This window comes from Acidovorax sp. Root402, from assembly GCF_001425125.1.
In the GTDB taxonomy this organism is placed as follows: Bacteria; Pseudomonadota; Gammaproteobacteria; order Burkholderiales; family Burkholderiaceae_C; genus Acidovorax; species Acidovorax delafieldii.
In genome coordinates this window covers 694684-710957 of the sequence record NZ_LMDQ01000013.1, presented here as the reverse complement: position 1 = coordinate 710957, position 16274 = coordinate 694684, and the positions used below count along the sequence as shown (strand labels likewise).

Genomic DNA, 16274 nt, shown 5'->3' with positions numbered 1-16274 from the left:
ACGCTGCAACAACGCCGGAGGCGTCGTGTGAGCTGTCCTTACTCGACGCGCGTCACTGCCTGGGGCTTGAAGCCCAGGTCTGCTGCCTTGCCCTTGCGGCCGCGCGCAGCACGGGCGTTGTTCAGGCTGCGGATCTCCAGCGTCTCATCACGCTGCTTGCCGCCCCGGCCCACGCCATCGAGGCGAATGCTGCGCGTGTAGGCCGCCGCGCCTGCGAGCTGGTCCTTGTCTTCCAGGTCGATCAGCATCAGCCCCCGGCCGCCATTGGCCATGGTTTTCAGCTCGGTGATCTCGAAGGTCAGGATGCGCCCCCCCGTGGACGCGCAGGCCACGTGCGTGGCCGGCAGCACCGGTTTGCTGCCCGTGGTGCCCGCAGCGTGCGATGGCACACACACGGTTTCGCCCTCGCCCAGGGTGAGGAAGGCTTTGCCGCCCTTTTGGCGCGAGACCATGTTTTCCACCGCCGCCAGAAAGCCGTAGCCGCCCGAGTTGGACAACAGCAGCATGGCGTTGGCTGGCCCCGCAAAGTAGTGCAGCAGTTGCGTGCCCGATTCCAACTCGATGAGCGTGGTCACCGGCTGGCCGTCGCCACGCGCACCGGGCAGCAGCGACACGGCCACCGAGTAAACGCGGCCGTTGCTGCCAAAGGCCAGCAGGGTATCCACCGTGCGGCACTCGAACGTGCCGTACAGCCCATCACCTGCCTTGAAGGCAAAGCTGGCGGCCTCATGGCCATGGCCGGTGCGGGCGCGCACCCAGCCTTTTTGCGAGACGACCACGGTCACAGGCTCGTCCACTACCTTCACCTCGGCCACGGCCTTTTTCTCGGCCTGGATGAGGGTGCGGCGTGCGTCGGCAAAGGTCTTCGCGTCCGCCTCGATCTCCTTGACCATGGTGCGGCGCAGCGAGCCGGGGTTGTTCAGGATGTCTTCGAGCTTGCCCTGGCTTTCGCGCAGTTCTTTCAGCTCTTGTTCGATCTTGATGGCTTCGAGCCGTGCGAGTTGGCGCAGGCGGATTTCGAGGATGTCCTCGGCCTGCCGGTCGCTGAGGTTGAAGCGCGCGATGAGCGCGGCCTTGGGCTCCTCGGCCGCACGGATGATCGCGATCACCTCGTCGATGTTGAGCAGCACGGTCTGCCGCCCTTCGAGGATGTGGATGCGGTCCAGCACCTTGTCCAGCCGGTGCTGGCTTCGGCGGGTGATGGTGGTCTGGCGGAAGGCAATCCACTCTTCCAGCATCACACGCAGCGACTTCTGCACGGGCTTGCCATCGAGCCCCACCATGGTGAGGTTGATGGGGGCCGAGGTTTCCAGGCTGGTGTGCGCCAACAGGGCGGTGATCAGCTCCTGCTGCGGGGTCTTGCCCGTCTTGGGCTCGAACACCAGGCGCACGGGCGCGTCTTTGCTCGATTCGTCGCGCACCACGTCCAGCACAGCCAGCATGCTGGCCTTGAGCTGGGTTTGGTCTTGCGAGAGCGCCTTTTTGCCGGCCTTGACCTTGGGGTTGGTGATTTCCTCGATCTCTTCGAGCACCTTTTGCGTGCTCACGCCGGGCGGCAACTCGTTCACCACCAGCTGCCACTGGCCACGCGCCATGTCTTCGATCTTCCAGCGCGCGCGCACCTTGAGGCTGCCACGGCCGGTGCGGTAGGCATCGGCAATGTCGCCCGCGCTGCTGATGATCTGGCCGCCGCCGGGGTAGTCCGGGCCGGGCACCAGCGCGAGCAGGTCTTCCTGGCTCAGCGAGGGCGTCTTGATGAGCGCAATGCAGGCGTCTGCAATCTCGCGCAGGTTGTGGCTGGGGATTTCGGTGGCCAGGCCCACGGCAATGCCGCTGGCGCCGTTGAGCAGCGCGAACGGCAAGCGCGCGGGCAACTGGCGCGGCTCCTCCGTGCTGCCGTCGTAGTTGGGCATGAAATCGACCGTGCCTTCGTCGATCTCATCCAGCAGCAGGCTGGTGATGCGCGACAGGCGGGCCTCGGTGTAGCGCATGGCCGCAGCGCCGTCGCCGTCGCGGCTGCCGAAGTTGCCCTGGCCGTCGATCAGCGGGTAGCGCTGGGCAAAGTCCTGCGCCATGCGCACGAGCGCGTCATAGGCCGACTGATCGCCATGCGGGTGGAAGCGGCCCAGCACATCGCCCACCACGCGGGCGCTCTTGACCGGTTTGGCGGCCGTGTTGCGCGTGGGGCCGCTGTAGCCCAGGCCCATGCGGTCCATCGAATACAGAATGCGCCGCTGCACGGGCTTGAGGCCGTCGCACACGTCGGGCAGCGCGCGGCCCTTGACGACCGACAGTGCGTACTCCAGGTAGGCACGCTGGGCATAGCCCGCCAGGCCCAGGGAGTCGCCCCCGTCATCGCCTGCGGTGGTGAAATCGAGAGTGGGTTGGTCGCTCATTCGTTGGGTACAGTTTCTGGATTCACGTTCTGGGGAGCGGTGGGTGTCTGCGCCACGCGGGTGGGCGGCAGGTTGCCCCGGTTCTGCGCGCCGCCCGACAGCTCCATGCGCACGCGGCCGGGCAGCGCACGCTGGGCCAGCACCGGCGCCGGGGGCTTGAGCTGGGCATACAGGCCCAGCACGGTGCGCACGTAGTTCTGGGTTTCCCTGAAGGCCGGTATCTGGTTGCCCGCCTTTTGCACCGCGCCTTCGCCGGCGTTGTAGGCGGCCACGGCCAGGTCCATGCGGCCAGGGAACAGGTCCAGCAGGTAGCGCAGGTAACGGGTGCCGGTGGGCACGTTCACGGCGGGGTCGGCGAGCTTTTGCTCGACCGAGCGCTTCTTGTCCGCACTCACACCAAAACGGCTGGCCGTGGCGGGCATGACCTGCATCAGGCCCACGGCGCCTTTGGGCGACACGGCGGCGGCGTCAAAGCCGGATTCGGTGGCGATCACGGCCTGCAGCAGCTCGTAGTCCACGCCATGTTGGCTGGACGCAGCGCGCAGGTGGTGCTTGACGCGCTTGTAGTCCGGCGCAATGTCAAAAAACGCCAGCACGCGCGCACCCGCTGCGGGCAGCGCATAGGGCATGGGCGATGCATTGGCCGGTGCATCCCGCGTTGAGTCGAAGTCGTTGCCCCGAAAAAACAGCTGGTAGTGCGCATCGACCTGCTCGGACGCAAAGTGCGTCACGCCGCGCTCATCCACATGCGCCCACAGGTCTGCATGGGCCGTTTGCTGCAAAAAACAGAGCAAACAACCCAATAAGCACCAGCGCATGACGCCATTCTTGTTTGGATTCCTCATGGCAGACCTGTCGGACAGCCCTCGGTCAGATATCGATCTCCACCGCGTCGCCATGCAGCTCCATGAGCTCGCGGCGCGCGGCGGCCTCGCCCTTGCCCATGAGCTTGGTGATGAGGCCTTCGGTGGCGGCAAAGTCCACATCCCCCAGCTGCACGGGCAGCAGGCGGCGGGTGTCGGGATTGAGGGTGGTTTCCCACAGCTGCTCGGCGTTCATTTCGCCCAGGCCCTTGAAGCGGCTGATCTGGCACTTCTCGCGTGCCACGCCATCCTTGGCGCATTTGTCGAGGATGGCCGTCAGCTCCCCATCGTCCAGCGCATACATCTTGGCCGCAGGCTTCTTGCCGCGCGCGGGCACATCCACGCGAAACAGCGGTGGGCGCGCCACATAGATGTGGCCGGTCTCGATGAGCTTGGGGAAGTGGCGGAAGAACAGCGTAAGCAGCAGCACCTGGATGTGCGAGCCATCCACGTCGGCATCAGACAGAATGCAGATCTTGCCGTAGCGCAGACCGCTCAGGTCCGGCGTGTCGTTGGGGCCATGCGGGTCCACGCCAATCGCTACCGAGATGTCGTGGATTTCGTTGTTGGCAAACAGGCGGTCGCGCTCCACCTCCCAGGTGTTGAGCACCTTGCCGCGCAGCGGCAGGATGGCCTGGCTTTCCTTGTCGCGGCCCATCTTGGCGCTGCCACCGGCCGAATCGCCCTCCACCAGGAAGACCTCGTTGTGGGCGATGTCACGGCTTTCGCAGTCGGTGAGCTTGCCCGGCAGCACAGCCACGCCCGAGCCCTTGCGCTTTTCAACCTTCTGCCCGGCCTTCTGGCGCGTCTGCGCGGCCTTGATGGCCAGCTCGGCAAGCTTCTTGCCGTAATCAACGTGCTGGTTCAGCCACAGCTCCAGCGCCGGGCGTACGAAGCCGCTGACCAGGCGCACCGCGTCGCGCGAGTTCAGGCGCTCCTTGATCTGGCCCTGGAACTGCGGGTCGAGCACCTTGGCCGAGAGCACATAGCTGGCGCGCGCAAACACGTCCTCGGGCAGCAGCTTCACGCCCTTGGGCAACAGGCTGTGCAGTTCGATGAAGCTCTTGACCGCGTTGAACAGACCATCGCGCAGGCCACTTTCGTGGGTGCCACCCGCGCTGGTGGGGATCAGGTTGACGTAGCTCTCGCGCATGGGCTGGCCGTCTTCGGTGAAGGCCACCGCCCAGGCCGCCCCTTCGCCCTCGGCAAAGCTCTCGTTGCCGCTGTCGGCAAAACCCTCGCCTTCAAACAGCGGGATGACCGGGTCGCCGGTGAGCGTCTGCATCAGGTAGTCCCGCAGGCCGCCCTTGTACTGCCAGGTCTGCGTGTCGCGGGTTTTTTCGTTGACCAGCTGCACCGTCACGCCGGGCATGAGCACGGCCTTGCTGCGCAGCAGATGGGTCAGCTCGCCCATGGGCAGGGCACTGGATTCGAAATACTTGGCGTCGGGCCACACGCGCACCGAGGTGCCCTGCTTGCGCTCGCCCGCCTCCAGCGGGCGGGCGACCAAAGGCTCGATCACGTCACCGGCGGAGAACACCAGGCGCGCCGCCTTGCCTTCGCGGTAGCTGGTGGCCTCCAGCCGGGTGGCCAGGGCGTTGGTGACCGACACGCCCACGCCGTGCAGGCCGCCCGAGAAGCTGTAGGCACCGCCCTTGCCCTTGTCGAACTTGCCACCCGCATGCAGGCGGGTGAAGACCAGCTCGATCACCGGCGCGTTTTCTTCCGGGTGCAGACCAAACGGGATGCCCCGGCCGTCGTCCTCCACACTGACCGAGCCATCGGCATGCAGCGTGACGCGGATCTTCTTGCCGTGGCCGGCGAGGGCCTCATCGGCGGCGTTGTCCAGCACCTCCTGGATGATGTGCAGGGGGTTGTCGGTGCGGGTGTACATGCCCGGGCGCTGCTTGACGGGCTCCAGGCCCTTGAGCACGCGGATTGAGCCTTCGGAGTATTCGCTCGCGGAAACAGAAGAGGGTTTGGCTGCCATGGGGCGGATTGTAGTGCGGCACCGCAGCAATAGCTGGATAAATAACCAGCCCTCCAAACCGCTGCGCCAAGCGCTGCATTTTCTGCCGCCCCCACCGCCAACTGTATTGGTCGCGGGTGTATCAGCGCGTTTCGTCCAATCTGGCTACATTCCTGCGCATGCATATGAATCCTCCCAAACTATCCATGTTCCAGGTGCTGGCGTGCGGCGCGGCCATCGTGACCCTGTCCATGGGCACCCGCCACGGGTTCGGGCTGTGGCTGCTTCCCATCACCCAGGAAATGGGCTGGACGCGCCAGTCGTTCGCCCTGGCCATCGCCATCCAGAACCTGTCCTGGGGCGTGATCGGGATTTTTGCGGGCATGGCGGCCGACCGGTTTGGGGCCTTCCGCGTGCTGCTCGGCGGTGCAGCCCTGTATGCCCTGGGCCTGGCGGGCATGGCGCTGTCGCCCACGCCCATGCTGTTTGCGCTGACGGCCGGTGTGCTGATTGGCGCGGCGCAGGCGGGCACCACCTATGCGGTGATCTATGGTGTGCTGGGGCGGCAGATTGCGCCCGAAAAACGCTCCTGGGCCATGGGCGTGGCAGCGGCGGCGGGTTCGTTCGGGCAGTTCCTGATGGTGCCGGTCGAAGGCTGGCTGATTGCAGGCCTGGGCTGGCAGCAGGCCTTGCTGGTGCTGTCGATGGCAGTGCTGCTGATCGTGCCGCTGGCCTTTGGCCTGCGGGAGCCGGGCTTCAAGGGCGCGGCACCGGTCAAGCGCGAGCAGACCATTGCGCAGGCGCTGGGCGAGGCCTTCCGCTACCCCAGCTTCAACCTGCTGATGGCCGGCTACTTTGTGTGCGGCTTTCAGGTGGTGTTCATTGGCGTGCACATGCCCAGCTACCTCAAGGACCATGGCCTGTCGCCCCAGGTGGCCAGCTATGCGCTGGCGCTGATCGGGCTGTTCAATGTGTTTGGCACCTACATCGCGGGCACGCTGGGCCAGCGCATGCCCAAGCGCCACATCCTCGCTTTCATCTACTTTGCCCGCGCGGTGGCGATCAGCATCTTTTTGCTGGTGCCGCTGTCGCCGCTGTCGGTGTACGTGTTCTCGGCGGTGATGGGCGCGCTGTGGCTGTCCACCGTGCCGCCCACCAACGCCACCATTGCACAAATCTTCGGGGTGCAGCACCTGTCCATGCTGGGCGGCTTTGTGTTCTTCAGCCACCAGATCGGCAGCTTCCTGGGCGTCTGGCTGGGCGGCTATCTGTATGACGCCACCGGCAGCTACGATATCGTGTGGTACATCGCGATCGGCCTGGGCATTTTTGCCGGGCTGGTGAACCTGCCGGTCAAGGAAAGCCCGATCGCGCGCCACACCCCACAACCCGCCTGACCTGTTTGACCCCCTGCATGAGCGACACCACCCCGCCCCGCAAACCCGCGCCGCGCGCCCTGCGCTGGCTGGGCGGTGCCGTGGCCGTGCTGCTGTGCCTGGTGGTGTTTGGCTTGTACACCGTGCCCGAATTCATGGTGCTGCTGGCCGACCAGATGTGGGCGTGTTTTTGACACCCTTGGCGGGATTTTCAAGCGGTTTTGGCCGCAAGCGCTAGTGAATCATGCGCAGGCAGCTATCATTTTTATAGTTTCATGCACGGTACAGAAGTCCCTTCGGAATGGGTGCGGCGCTGGAGCCACCTGATCGCCCCCCACAGCACCGTGCTGGACGTCGCCTGCGGCGCAGGGCGCCACCTGCGCTATCTGCGGGAACTGGGGCACACCGTGGTCGGCGTGGACCGGTCCGCCGAGGCGCTGGCCGCCTGCGAAGGGCTGGGCGAGCTGGTGCAGGCTGACATCGAAAACGGCCCCTGGCCTTTTGCAGGCCGCCAGTTTGGTGGCGTGATCGTCACCAACTACCTGTGGCGCCCCTTGTTGTCCACCATCGTGGCCAGCGTCGCGCCGGGCGGGGTGCTGGTCTATGAAACCTTTGCCCAGGGCAACGAAACCGTGGGGCGCCCGGCCCGGGCGGAGTTTCTGCTGGCGCCCGGCGAGCTGCTGCACGTGTGCAAGGACTTGCGCGTGGTGGGTTATGAAGACGGCTTCATCGACGAACCTGCGCGTTTCGTGCAACGCATCACGGCCGTACGGGAACTCCCGCAGGCGGGCGGACCCTCACGACATCTTTTGCCCATCGGGGCTAGTTAGAATGCCCTTTTACCGTTTACCACTGCGGACATGACTTCTTCTTCCGTGCCACTCACCGGCAGCATCGTCGCCCTCGTCACTCCCATGCACGAGGACGGTAGCGTGGACTACCCCACCTTGCGCAAACTGATCGACTGGCACATCGCCGAAGGCACCGATTGCATCGGCGTGGTGGGCACCACGGGCGAGTCCCCCACGGTGAACGTGGAAGAACACTGCGAAATCATCCGCGTGGCCGTGGAACAGTCTGCCAAGCGCGTGCCCATCATGGCCGGCTGCGGCGCCAACTCCACCGCCGAAGCCATTGAGCTGGCCAAGTTCGCGCGCGGCGTGGGTGCCGACAGCCAGCTGCAGGTCGTGCCCTACTACAACAAGCCCACCCAAGAGGGCCAGTACCAGCACTTCAAGGCGATTGCCGAAGCCACGGGCGACCTGCCCATCGTGCTGTACAACGTGCCCGGCCGCTCGGTGGCCGATATGCAGCACGACACCGTGCTGCGCCTGGCCCAGGTGCCCGGCGTGATCGGCATCAAGGAAGCCACCGGCAACATCGAGCGTGCCCAGTGGCTCATCCGTGACGTGCCCAAGGGCTTTGGCGTGTACTCGGGCGACGACCCGACCGCCGTCGCCCTGATGCTGTGCGGCGGCCACGGCAACATCAGCGTGACGGCCAACGTGGCCCCGCGCCTGATGCACGAGCTGTGCGTGGCGGCACTGGCCGGCAACGTGCAACGCGCCATGCAGATCCAGTTTCAGCTGATGCCGGTGCACAAGCACCTGTTTGTCGAAGCCAACCCCATCCCGGTCAAGTGGGCCATGTCCCGCATGGGCCTGTGTGGTGGCACCATGCGCCTGCCCATGACGCCCCTGGCCAGCAGCAACGAGGCTGTGGTCGAGTCGGCACTGCGCACCAGCGGCCTGATCTAATCCGGGCTTTGCGCCCGCTCTCAGAGACACTTCCCAAGGATTTCCGCGTGAAAGCTGCTACCACCCGCCTGAGCCTGCTGGCTCTTGCCATGGCCCTGTCCGCCTGCTCCACCAGCATTCTGGAGGGCGACAAGATCGACTACAAGAGCGCCGCCAAGGGCTCGTCACTGGAAGTCCCCCCGGACCTCACCCAGCTGTCACGCGACTCGCGCTACGCCATGCCAGGTGGCTCGGTGTCTGCCGCTGCCATGCAGGCAGGCCAGGCCGCACAGCCGTCGGGCAACGCCAACGCGGCGGCCCTGTCGCTGGGCGACGTGCGGATCGAACGAGACGGCAGCCAGCGCTGGCTGGTGGTCAACCGCCCCGCCGACAAGCTGTGGGAGCCCGTGCGCGACTTCTGGCAGGAAAGCGGCTTCACGCTGGCCCAGTCCGAGGCCAATGTCGGCATCATGGAAACCGACTGGGCAGAGAACCGCGCCAAACTGCCCCAGGATTTCATCCGGTCCACCATTGGCAAGCTGATGGAGTCCCTGTACTCGACCGGCGAACGGGACAAGTTCCGCACCCGGCTGGAACGCAACGCCAATGGCAGTACCGAGATCTACATCACCCACCGCGGGATGGTCGAGGTCTATGGCAACGTCACCAAAGATAGCACCGTCTGGCAGCCCCGCCCGTCCGACCCGGAACTCGAAACCGAATTCCTGCGCCGCCTGATGGTCAAGCTGGGCGTCAGCCAGGAGCAATCCAAGGCAGTGGCCGCAGCACCCGCGGCGCGTGCCCAGGCCGCCCGCATGGCCACGGTCAACAACGTGCCGGTGGTCCAGCTGGACGAGGGCTTTGACCGGTCCTGGCGCCGGGTGGGCCTGGCCCTGGACCGCACCGGCTTCACCGTGGAAGACCGCAACCGCAATGAGGGCACGTACTTCGTGCGCTACGTGGCTCCGGACACCGTGAAGAAAGAGCCCGGTTTCTTCAGCAAGCTGTTCAGCTCCACCTCCGCAACACCTCCGCTCAAGTACCGCATCGTGGTGCGCAGCCAGGGTGAGTCGACCACCGTGTCGGTGCTCAATGAGGCTGGCGCCCCCGAGTCTTCGGCCAACGCCGAGCGTATCGTGCGCGTGATTGCTGACGATCTGAAATAAAAGCCGGCCGCAGGCCGCCACCCACACCTCTGGAGCCCCCTCCGCCTTCTGGTGGACGGTGGCTCTGGTTTTTTGGGCCGCCACAAACCCACCCTTTCGCCCCGCCATGCTTCGATTCAAGAACCTGGGCAGCGGCAGCACTGGCAATGCCACGGTCGTCGAAGGCCGCAGTGGCAGCCAGGTTCGCCGCCTCCTGATCGACTGCGGGCTCGGCATCCGGCAGCTGCAAGCCCGTCTGGCGCACGCGCAGTTGCAGGTGGAAGACCTGGACGCCCTCTTCATCACCCACGAACACTCGGACCACATCGGCTGTGCCCAGACCGTGGCGCTGCGTTTTCGCATTCCCGTGTGGATGAGTGAGGGCACGTACGCGGCCCTCGGTGCGCCAGACTTGGACGGCTTGCTGCGGGTGGCGCACGACATGGAAGCGATTGACATGGGCGCGTTCGAAGCCCGCCCCTTCACCGTGCCCCACGATGCCCGGGAGCCGCTGCAGCTGCGGTGCTCCGACGGCGCCGCACACCTGGGCGTGCTGACCGACCTGGGCCACGCCAGCCCCCATGTGCTGCAGCAGCTGCAGGGATGCCACGCCCTGTTGATCGAGGCCAATCACGACCCCGACATGCTGGCCGCGTCCCGCTACCCGCCCTTCCTGAAACGCCGCGTAGGCGGGCTGTACGGCCACCTGGCCAACCCGGCGACGGCGGAGATTCTGCGTGCGGTGCAGCACAACGGCCTGCGGTGCGTAGTGGCAGCGCACCTGAGTGCGCAAAACAACCTCCCCGCACTCGCCCGCCAATCGCTCGCCGCCGCGCTGGGTTGGGCGGAAGAGGATATCCAGGTCGCCAGCCCCACCGAAGGCACTGATTGGCTCGACGTCAACCATTGATGGCCCGGACCGGGCGTCCATAAATGTCTCACCCTGGCGAAAGGCATAAAAAAAGCCCCGGACCTTGCGGTGCGAGGCCGTGGCACAGGCCGACCTTGAGGTCAGCCCAGAGCCTGCAGCGATTTACTTGGCTGCGGAAGCGCCGGTAGCGGCGGTGGCAGCAGCGTCAGCAGCAGCCTTGGCAGCGTCAGCGGCAGGAGCAGAAGCGTCAGCAGCAGGTGCAGCGGCGGCAGGAGCAGCAGCGTCGGAAGCGGCAGGAGCTGCTGGCTCGGCGGCGGGAGCAGGTGCTGCGGCAGGAGCTTCCACAGGAGCGGGTGCTGGAGCGGGTTCTTCCTTCTTGCCACAAGCGGCGAGTGCAGCAGCAGCGATCAGGGCGGCCAGAACGAGAGAGTTCTTCATTTCGATTTTCCTATTTGGACAGACAGAATCTTGAAAAGCCACGGCGTCAGGCTTCCTGAGCCCATGCACGCATTGGCACAATGCACTTGGTTGCACCTTTTTGGGCACAGCCGCAGATTATATTGGTATTTAGTCAATACTGACTAACACTGACGAAAGCTTTACGCCAGCTTGACTCTGCGCAGTATCTCCCCGGGCGCGACTGCCGCGTGGCGCCATGCCAACGGGCGCTCCCCAAAGTGGGGCGAAGGCTACAGGCCCAGTGTGGTGGAGGGAAAGCCGGGTGCGCTCTTGCTGCGCACCCATTCGTTGAGTGTCTCGTGCAGCAGCACCCGGCGATCGGCCTCGCTGCCGGTCACCCCCACGCAGCGCTCCGGATCGAGCCGGTGCAGCACCCATTGCGGCGACCACAGCGCGCTGGGCAGGTCCAGCGGGTCGGCGGCCGGGCTGCGGCGGCAGGTGATGATGTGGTCCCAGGTACCGCGCCAGCGCACAAAGCGGGCATGGCGGCGGATCACGTCGTCGTAGCTGCAGGCCAGCATGGTGAAGCGCCGGCCGCTGCGGGCCCAGTCCTGCAAACACTCGACCACCGCACGCTCGCCCAAGGGCCAGTCATGAAAGTGGGCATCGCTGATGAAGATCTCTTGCCAGCCGTCCCGCGCCGCCGTTGCAATGGCGTCGCGCACCAGTTGCTGAAACGCCTCACGCCCGCTGAATCGCCCACTGGGCAAGTCACGCAAAGGCTCGGCGGAGGGGGTTGCTGTGTCGGTCATCAATGGCTCCTGGTCAGTCTCAGCCGGCCCAGGCATGGGCCCAGCCCGCATCGCACCACGACGAAAGCAGCTCCAGCGCGTCGTCGCTGGCCCGTGCCAGATCGCGTGCCGACAGTTGGCGCTCATCGGCCAGGCGCCGCATCAGCGTGGCGTCGCGCCCCGCTGCGCGGTAGCTTTCGCCGTTGATGAAGATGTGCTGTGTGTCGTACATCATGCGGCTCTTACGGTCCAGCCGCACCCCTTCCAGCATCACCTTGGGGTCACCAGGCTCAAACCACACGCTGGGCTTGGGCTCGGTCAGGTACTCGCCCAGCGCGCGTTCCAGCACCAGGGGCTGGGCCAGCGCGCGCGACAGCGCCTCACGCGCAAAGTCCTGCAGCCCGGCAGGAATGTGCGCCGGCTGCGCCACAGCGTCCTGTCCCGCATCACGGTACAGCAACGGGTGGTCGTCCTCCCCGGCATCTTCCGCCAGACGCACCAGCAACTCTTGCGCCAGCTCGGCGCGGGCCGGCGCGCGAAAACCGATGGAGTAGGTCATGCACTCGCCTTCGGCAATCCCGTCGTGGGCATAACGCGGGGGCAGGTACAGCATGTCACCCGGCTCCAGCACAAACTCCTCCTCAGGCTCGAACTGGGCCAGCACCTTCAAGGGAATGCCGTCGCGCAGCGACAGATCCTTTTGGCGCCCGATGCGCCAGCGCCGCTTGCCGTGCGCCTGCAGCAAAAAGACGTCATAACTGTCGAAATGGGGCCCTACGCCACCGCCGTTGCTGGCGTAGCTGATCATGAGGTCGTCCAGCCGCGCCTCGGGCACAAAACGGAACTGCTGCATCAGCGCATGCACCGCGTCGTTGTGCAGATCGACGCCCTGTACGAGCAGCGTCCAGTCGGGCTGCTGCAACGCAGGCAGTGCACGGCGGTTGAAGGGCCCGTGGCGCAGCTTCCAGGCACCTTTGATCTGTTGCACCAGGCGGGACTCCACACCCTCCTGCCCGGCCAGCGCAAACAGCTCGGCCCGCAGCACCGGCGGCGCAAACTGCGGGATGGCCTGGCGCACCAGCAAGGGCTTCTTCTGCCAGTGGCGGCGCATGAATTGCGCGGGAGTGAGGCCGCCGAGCAGGGCCAAGGGTCGCTGAATGTCCATGGGGAAAGTGTTGCCCTTTTGCGGGGCCGTTGGTCAAACTGCGACAATTCTCCTATGGAAATTACCCAACAATGTGTGGTCGCACTGACCTGGACCCTGAAAGACACCCTGGGCGAAGAACTCGACGTACTCGACGAACCCGTGGAGTTTCTGGTGGGCGGTGATGATCTCCTGCCCCGTATCGAAGAGGCCCTGCAAGGCCACGGCCCTGGTGCCACGCTTGCACTGCACCTCGAACCCGAGGACGCTTTCGGTGACTTCAATGACCAATTGCTGTTTCTGGAACCCCGCGCCCTCTTCCCCGCCGAGATCGAAGAAGGGATGACGTTTGACGGCATGGCCCTGCCCGAGGGCTGCAACCCCGATGCCCCCCGCACGGCCCTCTACACCGTGGCCGAGATCTATCCCGAACATATCGTGCTCGACGGTAACCACCCTCTGGCGGGCATCGCGCTGCGCCTGCAACTGACGGTGCAGGCCGTGCGCGAAGCCACCGAAGAAGAAATCGGACGTGGCACGGCCGGAACCGGCTTCTTCCGCGTCCAGCCCCAGGCGCCAGGCAGCTCGTTGCTGCATTAAGTCCCACCAAAAGCACAACGGGCGCCCCGAGGAAACTCGGAGCGCCCGTTTGTGAGGGCAGTGTGTCAGGTCACATGCGCGAAATCTGACCGTTGTACAAACGCACGCGATCGCCGATGCGCAGGTCACCCGGGCTGCTCACGTCATACACGCGATACCCCCCCTGGTCCAGCTGCACGGACAACCGGTATCCCTGCACATATTCCTGGTTGTTGCGCCCCTCGATGGCGTTGCCAGCCACCGCGCCACCCAACACGCCTACAGCGGTGGCTGCAGCACGACCCGTGCCCTTGCCCACCTGGTTGCCCAGAACGCCGCCCACCACCGCGCCCAGAACGGCGCCAGTGCCGGTGGTCTGGCCTTGGCTGCGGCCCTGCAGGACCTCGATGTTGGACACGCGACCATATTCGGTGCCAGCCTGATTCTGCGGATAGGCAGGAGCCGTCTGGTAGCCACTCGAATAACCGCCGGAGTATTGCGGAGCAGGTGCCGGGCGGCTGTGGCCGCAAGCAGCCAGCGAAGCAGCCAGAACCACGGTGCCCACGAGGGCGAGGGGACGGGTGAATTGCATGTTCAATCTCCAGAAGTTGTTGGGGCAGGCACTGAAAAATCTCCGACGACCCAGAGCTCAATGCCCATGTACCGATTGGAACAACGCCTGAGGATGCCGCGGCGTAGACAAGGGGCCATCGCCATGTCGGTAACAGACCCATCGAAACGTAAGCGGGGTCTTACAACCCGGCCACTCACCCATCACGCGCTTGGAGCCCCGAGCGGTCCACCTCAGGACTTGCCTGTGGATCCGTAGCCCCCCTCACCCCGCTGCGTGGCCGCAAACTCGGTGACGACGTTGAACTGGGCCTGCACCACCGGAACAATCACCAATTGGGCCAGCCGCTCCATGGGCTCCAGGGTAAACGCCACATTGCTGCGGTTCCATGCGCTCACCATGAGCTGCCCTTGGTAGTCACTGTCGATCAACCCCACCAGATTGCCAAGCACGATGCCATGTTTATGCCCCAGGCCCGAGCGCGGCAAGATCAGTGCGGCATAGCCCGGGTCTTGCAGGTAGATCGCAATGCCGGTAGGCACTAGTTGCCAGGCGTTGGGCTGCAGGGTCAGCGGCGCATCCAGGCAGGCACGCAGGTCCAGCCCAGCGCTACCGGGTGTGGCGTAGGTGGGCAATTGGTCCGCCATGCGCGGATCGAGAATCTTCACATCTATCTTCACGGTTTTTTCTTTCCTGTTGCTATTCCTGTGCCACTGCGCTGCTGCGCCATTTGTCGCAGGCGATCCTGCAACGACTCCCCCCCTGCACGCCCACCCGGGGCCTGCGCGCCCCCAGCCTGCGCGGCCGATTGCATCAGCCAACCCAGTCCCCACCACACCGCGCCCATTACCACCAAGCCTGGCAGCGAGCCCTGACCAAGCAGGAACAGCGAAATGCCATGCAACACCATCATTACCAGCAATACCGATCGCACCGTGCGCAGTACGCCCGCCAGCGGCTGCATCAGCTGCAGCACATCGGGCGGCAGGACCTGAGGCAGGAAAGTCGCTGGCGCACAGTCCTTGGATGACTGAACGGCACCGTTGGTAGCGGCAGCACTTGCCTGTGCCGCTCGGGCCTTTTGCAAAGGCGCCTGGGCTGTCAGCCGCTCCACATAAGCCGCAAAGTCGCCATCGGGTGGCGTGTCCCAATCAGGCTTGGTGGCACCAGTTGTCATCACACCTCCCCACGGTGGTGGTCGTCAAGAACGCAAAGGTGACAAACGCGCGGCGATCTCAGCGATAAGCTGCTGCGCCAGCACACGCTTGGACGCGCGGGGTAACTCGCGGTGGCCCTGCGCGTCCACCAGCAGCAGGGCGTTGTCGTCCTGCCCAAAGGTAGCGGGGCCAATATTGCCCACCAGCAAGGGGACGCCCTTGCGCGTCCTTTTGGCGGTGGCATGGGCCAGCAGGTCATGGCTTTCGGCGGCAAAACCCACGCAGAAAAGATCCCCTTCCAGCGCATGCGGCGACCGGGCTACGGTGGCCAGAATGTCGGGGTTCTCGACAAACTCCAGCGAAGGGGACTGGCCCGAGCCGTCTTTCTTGATCTTTTGGTCGGACTGGTGGGCAGGGCGCCAGTCGGCCACTGCGGCTGTGGCAACAAACACCGAGGCGGCCTGGACATGCCGCTCCACGGCCGCCAGCATCTCCTGGGCGGACTGCACATTGACACGCCGAACGCCGCGTGGCGTGGGCACATGCACCGGCCCTGCGACCAGGGTGACATCGGCACCCGCCTCACGCGCCGCCCGGGCCACGGCAAAGCCCATCTTTCCGCTCGACAGGTTGGTGATGCCACGCACCGGGTCGATGGCTTCAAAGGTGGGCCCTGCCGTGACAAGCACCGACCGGCCCACAAGGGTCTTGGGCGTGAAAAAAGCGATCAGCTCGTCCAGCAGCTCCAGCGGCTCCAGCATGCGGCCGTCACCCGTCTCGCCACAGGCCTGGTCACCATTGCCCACGCCCAGCACCACGGCACCGTCCTGCGCCACCTGGGCCAGATTGCGCTGCGTGGCGGGATGCGCCCACATCTCGCGGTTCATGGCAGGGGCCAGCAGCAAAGGTACGCGCTGCGCGGGGCGCGCCAGACACAGCAGGCTGAGCAGCTCATCCGCCCTGCCCTGCACCAGCCGCGCGATGAAATCGGCGCTACATGGCGCTATCAGGATCGCGTCGGCCTCACGGCTCAGGTTGATGTGGGGCATGTTGTTGGGCTCGCGCGCATCCCACTGCGAGCCGTACACCGTGCGGCCAGACAGCGCCTGCATGGTGACCGGCGTGATGAATTGTTCAGCCGCCTCGGTCATCACCACCTGCACGGTGGCGCCCTCCTTGATGAGCTGGCGGCACAGATCGGCTGCCTTGTAGCAAGCCACGCCCCCACTCAGACCCAGAACAATGTGTTTGCCAGCAAGCTCATTCATGGCGCGAAT

At 65.4% G+C, this 16274-nt stretch carries 17 protein-coding genes; 7 read left to right on the top strand and 10 right to left on the bottom strand.

What is annotated here, in order from left to right; translation table 11 throughout:
- Positions 1–38 precede the first annotated feature (38 nt).
- From parC to ASC83_RS10665, 3 genes are read right to left on the bottom strand one after another with little or no spacing between them, the layout of a single operon-like run.
- A complete protein-coding gene (gene parC / locus ASC83_RS10675; protein WP_056061741.1) occupies positions 39–2396 on the bottom strand; it encodes a DNA topoisomerase IV subunit A in 2358 nt (785 codons plus the stop codon).
- Entirely contained in the window at positions 2393–3214 is an 822-nt protein-coding gene (locus tag ASC83_RS10670) for a lytic transglycosylase domain-containing protein (RefSeq protein WP_156379480.1), read from the bottom strand. The genes parC and ASC83_RS10670 overlap by 4 nt, the downstream gene beginning before the upstream one ends.
- A gap of 52 nt (positions 3215–3266) precedes the next feature.
- Positions 3267–5249, bottom strand: coding sequence for a DNA topoisomerase IV subunit B (locus ASC83_RS10665; protein WP_056061737.1), 1983 nt, complete (start codon positions 5247–5249; stop codon positions 3267–3269).
- Positions 5250–5407: 158 nt separating this feature from the next.
- Between ASC83_RS10665 and ASC83_RS10660 the strand changes: the two genes are divergently transcribed.
- The 6 genes from ASC83_RS10660 to ASC83_RS10640 all read left to right on the top strand — a co-directional run bounded on the left by ASC83_RS10660 (position 5408) and on the right by ASC83_RS10640 (position 10395).
- Positions 5408–6625, top strand: a complete 1218-nt coding sequence (locus ASC83_RS10660) for an MFS transporter (protein WP_056061734.1) — start codon at positions 5408–5410, stop codon at positions 6623–6625.
- Between the two features lie 17 nt (positions 6626–6642).
- Positions 6643–6798, top strand: coding sequence for a hypothetical protein (locus tag ASC83_RS24140; protein WP_165836555.1), 156 nt, complete (start codon positions 6643–6645; stop codon positions 6796–6798).
- A gap of 81 nt (positions 6799–6879) precedes the next feature.
- Positions 6880–7434: a bifunctional 2-polyprenyl-6-hydroxyphenol methylase/3-demethylubiquinol 3-O-methyltransferase UbiG gene (locus ASC83_RS10655; RefSeq protein ID WP_056061730.1), complete on the top strand. Its 555-nt coding sequence runs from the start codon at positions 6880–6882 to the stop codon at positions 7432–7434.
- 30 nt (positions 7435–7464) lie between these two features.
- A complete protein-coding gene (gene dapA, locus ASC83_RS10650) occupies positions 7465–8361 on the top strand; it encodes a 4-hydroxy-tetrahydrodipicolinate synthase (RefSeq protein WP_056061726.1) in 897 nt (298 codons plus the stop codon).
- A gap of 47 nt (positions 8362–8408) precedes the next feature.
- On the top strand, positions 8409–9506 hold the full coding sequence (gene bamC / locus ASC83_RS10645; RefSeq protein ID WP_082522413.1) for an outer membrane protein assembly factor BamC: 1098 nt from the start codon (positions 8409–8411) through the stop codon (positions 9504–9506).
- A 106-nt stretch (positions 9507–9612) separates the two neighbouring features.
- Entirely contained in the window at positions 9613–10395 is a 783-nt protein-coding gene (locus ASC83_RS10640) for an MBL fold metallo-hydrolase (protein ID WP_056062163.1), read from the top strand.
- A gap of 123 nt (positions 10396–10518) precedes the next feature.
- Here ASC83_RS10640 and ASC83_RS10635 read toward each other — a convergent pair whose 3' ends face one another.
- The 3 genes from ASC83_RS10635 to ASC83_RS10625 all read right to left on the bottom strand — a co-directional run bounded on the left by ASC83_RS10635 (position 10519) and on the right by ASC83_RS10625 (position 12711).
- Positions 10519–10794 (bottom strand): hypothetical protein, encoded by a 276-nt coding sequence (locus tag ASC83_RS10635; RefSeq protein WP_082522412.1) that lies wholly within the window; start codon positions 10792–10794, stop codon positions 10519–10521.
- 251 nt (positions 10795–11045) lie between these two features.
- Complete coding sequence (locus ASC83_RS10630; protein WP_056061720.1) at positions 11046–11567, bottom strand: hypothetical protein; 522 nt, start codon at positions 11565–11567, stop codon at positions 11046–11048.
- A 19-nt stretch (positions 11568–11586) separates the two neighbouring features.
- The gene (locus ASC83_RS10625) at positions 11587–12711 is read right to left on the bottom strand and encodes a cupin domain-containing protein (protein WP_056061717.1); all 1125 of its coding nucleotides are present in this window, start codon (positions 12709–12711) and stop codon (positions 11587–11589) included.
- A 54-nt stretch (positions 12712–12765) separates the two neighbouring features.
- Between ASC83_RS10625 and ASC83_RS10620 the strand changes: the two genes are divergently transcribed.
- Complete coding sequence (locus ASC83_RS10620; RefSeq protein ID WP_056061714.1) at positions 12766–13290, top strand: peptidylprolyl isomerase; 525 nt, start codon at positions 12766–12768, stop codon at positions 13288–13290.
- A gap of 70 nt (positions 13291–13360) precedes the next feature.
- Here the strand turns inward: ASC83_RS10620 and ASC83_RS10615 are convergent, their stop codons facing one another.
- The 4 genes from ASC83_RS10615 to coaBC form a co-directional block, all read right to left on the bottom strand.
- Positions 13361–13861, bottom strand: coding sequence for a glycine zipper 2TM domain-containing protein (locus ASC83_RS10615; RefSeq protein ID WP_056061711.1), 501 nt, complete (start codon positions 13859–13861; stop codon positions 13361–13363).
- Positions 13862–14073: 212 nt separating this feature from the next.
- Complete coding sequence (dut, locus tag ASC83_RS10610) at positions 14074–14520, bottom strand: dUTP diphosphatase (RefSeq protein WP_015013334.1); 447 nt, start codon at positions 14518–14520, stop codon at positions 14074–14076.
- Entirely contained in the window at positions 14517–15017 is a 501-nt protein-coding gene (locus ASC83_RS24305) for a hypothetical protein (RefSeq protein WP_235509352.1), read from the bottom strand. Before ASC83_RS24305 ends, dut begins: the two co-directional genes overlap by 4 nt.
- A 24-nt stretch (positions 15018–15041) precedes the next feature.
- Positions 15042–16265, bottom strand: coding sequence for a bifunctional phosphopantothenoylcysteine decarboxylase/phosphopantothenate--cysteine ligase CoaBC (gene coaBC, locus ASC83_RS10600; protein WP_056061708.1), 1224 nt, complete (start codon positions 16263–16265; stop codon positions 15042–15044).
- Positions 16266–16274 lie beyond the last annotated feature (9 nt).

What these genes read in the sequence shown, in the direction of transcription:
- ASC83_RS10660 (WP_056061734.1), top strand. Translation starts at nt 5,408, where the DNA reads ATGCATATGAATCCTCCCAAACTATCCATGTTCCAGGTGCTGGCGTGC.
- coaBC (WP_056061708.1), bottom strand. Translation starts at nt 16,265, where the DNA reads ATGAATGAGCTTGCTGGCAAACACATTGTTCTGGGTCTGAGTGGGGGC.
- ASC83_RS10625 (WP_056061717.1), bottom strand. Translation starts at nt 12,711, where the DNA reads ATGGACATTCAGCGACCCTTGGCCCTGCTCGGCGGCCTCACTCCCGCG.
- ASC83_RS10640 (WP_056062163.1), top strand. Translation starts at nt 9,613, where the DNA reads ATGCTTCGATTCAAGAACCTGGGCAGCGGCAGCACTGGCAATGCCACG.
- dapA (WP_056061726.1), top strand. Translation starts at nt 7,465, where the DNA reads ATGACTTCTTCTTCCGTGCCACTCACCGGCAGCATCGTCGCCCTCGTC.
- ASC83_RS24140 (WP_165836555.1), top strand. Translation starts at nt 6,643, where the DNA reads ATGAGCGACACCACCCCGCCCCGCAAACCCGCGCCGCGCGCCCTGCGC.
- ASC83_RS10620 (WP_056061714.1), top strand. Translation starts at nt 12,766, where the DNA reads ATGGAAATTACCCAACAATGTGTGGTCGCACTGACCTGGACCCTGAAA.
- ASC83_RS10655 (WP_056061730.1), top strand. Translation starts at nt 6,880, where the DNA reads ATGCACGGTACAGAAGTCCCTTCGGAATGGGTGCGGCGCTGGAGCCAC.
- ASC83_RS10615 (WP_056061711.1), bottom strand. Translation starts at nt 13,861, where the DNA reads ATGCAATTCACCCGTCCCCTCGCCCTCGTGGGCACCGTGGTTCTGGCT.
- parC (WP_056061741.1), bottom strand. Translation starts at nt 2,396, where the DNA reads ATGAGCGACCAACCCACTCTCGATTTCACCACCGCAGGCGATGACGGG.
- ASC83_RS10665 (WP_056061737.1), bottom strand. Translation starts at nt 5,249, where the DNA reads ATGGCAGCCAAACCCTCTTCTGTTTCCGCGAGCGAATACTCCGAAGGC.
- ASC83_RS24305 (WP_235509352.1), bottom strand. Translation starts at nt 15,017, where the DNA reads ATGACAACTGGTGCCACCAAGCCTGATTGGGACACGCCACCCGATGGC.
- ASC83_RS10630 (WP_056061720.1), bottom strand. Translation starts at nt 11,567, where the DNA reads ATGACCGACACAGCAACCCCCTCCGCCGAGCCTTTGCGTGACTTGCCC.
- ASC83_RS10670 (WP_156379480.1), bottom strand. Translation starts at nt 3,214, where the DNA reads ATGCGCTGGTGCTTATTGGGTTGTTTGCTCTGTTTTTTGCAGCAAACG.
- ASC83_RS10635 (WP_082522412.1), bottom strand. Translation starts at nt 10,794, where the DNA reads ATGAAGAACTCTCTCGTTCTGGCCGCCCTGATCGCTGCTGCTGCACTC.